The sequence below is a fragment of the Mycobacterium sp. genome, assembly GCF_035653355.1.
In the GTDB taxonomy this organism is placed as follows: domain Bacteria; phylum Actinomycetota; class Actinomycetes; order Mycobacteriales; family Mycobacteriaceae; genus Mycobacterium.
The window spans coordinates 1-2,149 of record NZ_DASRBZ010000642.1; the positions used below are offsets into that span (position 1 = coordinate 1).

The window sequence follows — 2,149 nt, forward strand, 5'->3', positions numbered from 1 at the left end:
CGGTCTACGGCTTCACCGCCATGCTGATCAACCTGCTGCGCGACGAGCAGCCGACGCACATCGCGGCGGCATTCGACGTGTCCCGTCAGACGTTTCGCTCCGACCGCTACCCGGAGTACAAGGCCAACCGGACCTCCACCCCCGACGAGTTCCACGGCCAGATCGACGTCACCAAGGAAGTCCTTGCGGCACTGGGCATTACGGTGCTCGCCGAACCGGGTTTCGAAGCCGACGACATCATTGCGACACTGGCCACCCAGGCCGAGAAGGACGGCTACCGGGTGCTCGTGGTGACCGGCGACCGCGACGCGCTGCAGCTGGTCAGCGACGACGTCACCGTTCTCTACCCGCGCAAGGGCGTCAGTGACCTCACTCGCTTCACCCCGGAGGCCGTCGTCGAGAAATACGGGCTGACCCCCAAGCAGTACCCGGACTTCGCCGCGCTGCGCGGTGACCCCAGCGACAACCTCCCCGGCATCCCCGGGGTGGGGGAGAAGACAGCCGCCAAGTGGGTCGCCGAATACGGCTCGCTGGAAGGACTGGTCGACAACGTCGATACGGTAAAAGGCAAGGTGGGCGACGCCCTGCGGGCGCACTTGGCCAGCGTGGTGCGAAACCGCGAATTGACCGAGCTCATCCGGGAGGTGCCGCTGGCCCAGACCCCGGACACCCTGCGGTTGCTGCCATGGGACCGCGATCAGATCCACCAGCTCTTCGACCAGCTGGAGTTCCGGGTGCTGCGGGACCGGCTGTTCGAGACGCTGGCAGCTGTCGAACCGGAGGTCGACGAGGGGTTTGACGTTCGCGGTGGGGCGCTGGAGGCCGGCACGGTCGCGCAGTGGCTGACGGCGCACGCCCGCGACGGCCGGCGATCCGGCCTGGCGGTGGTCGGCACCCACCAGGCCTACGACGGCGACGCCACCGCGCTGGGTATCGCGGCCGCCGACGGCGATGGCGCCTACATCGACACCGCCACGTTGACCCCTGACGACGACGCCGCGCTGGCGGCATGGCTGGCCGATCCCGGCGCGCCCAAGGCGCTGCACGAGGCCAAGTTGGCGATCCACGACCTGGCCGGGCGCGGATGGACGCTCGAAGGTGTCACGTCCGACACCGCGCTGGCCGCCTACCTGGTGCGGCCCGGGCAGCGCAGCTTCGCCCTCGACGACCTGTCATTGCGCTATCTTCGCCGCGAGCTGCGCGCCGAAACCCCGGAGCAGCAACAACTTTCGCTTTTAGACGATACCGACGGCGTCGACGACCAGGCGGTGCAAACCACCATCTTGCGGGCCCGTGCGGTCGCCGACCTCGCCGACGCCCTCGATGCCGAGCTCGCCCGCATCGACTCGCAGGCGTTGCTGGCCGAAATGGAATTGCCGGTGCAAGGCGTGTTGGCCGGCATGGAAGCCGCCGGTATCGCGGTCGACCTCGAGCTGCTGGGCGCGCTGCAGAGCCAGTTCGGCGACCAGGTCCGCGACGCCGCCGAGGCGGCATACGCGGTGATCGGCAAGCAGATCAACCTCGGCTCACCCAAACAGCTGCAGGTGGTGCTGTTCGACGAACTAGGCATGCCGAAGACCAAGCGCACCAAGACCGGATACACCACCGACGCCGACGCCCTGCAGTCGTTGTTCGACAAGACCGGGCACCCATTCCTGGAGCACCTGCTGGCCCATCGCGATGCCACCCGGTTGAAGGTCACAGTCGATGGGCTGCTGAATTCGGTGGCCGCCGACGGGCGCATCCACACCACGTTCAACCAGACGATTGCGGCGACCGGCAGGCTTTCCTCGACCGAGCCCAACCTGCAGAACATCCCGATCCGCACCGAGGCCGGCCGGCAGATCCGCGATGCGTTCGTCGTCGGCAAGGGCTACGCCGAGCTGATGACCGCCGACTACAGCCAGATCGAGATGCGGATCATGGCGCACCTGTCGCGAGACGAAGGCCTGATCGAAGCGTTCAACACCGGCGAGGACCTGCACTCGTTCGTGGCGTCCCGGGCCTTCGGCGTGCCCATCGAGGAAGTCACCGCGGACTTGCGGCGCCGGGTCAAGGCAATGTCCTACGGGCTGGCCTACGGGCTGAGCGCCTACGGCCTGTCGCAGCAGCTGAAGATCTCCACCGAGGAAGCCAAGGAGCAGATGGA

The 2,149-nt window shown here is 67.5% G+C and carries 1 protein-coding gene; it reads left to right on the plus strand.

All coding sequences use genetic code 11. The annotated features are described in order from the left end of the window. Window positions 1-2,149: DNA polymerase I (gene polA / locus VFA16_RS22030; RefSeq protein ID WP_324969877.1), on the plus strand; the 2,149-nt coding region annotated here is incomplete at both ends.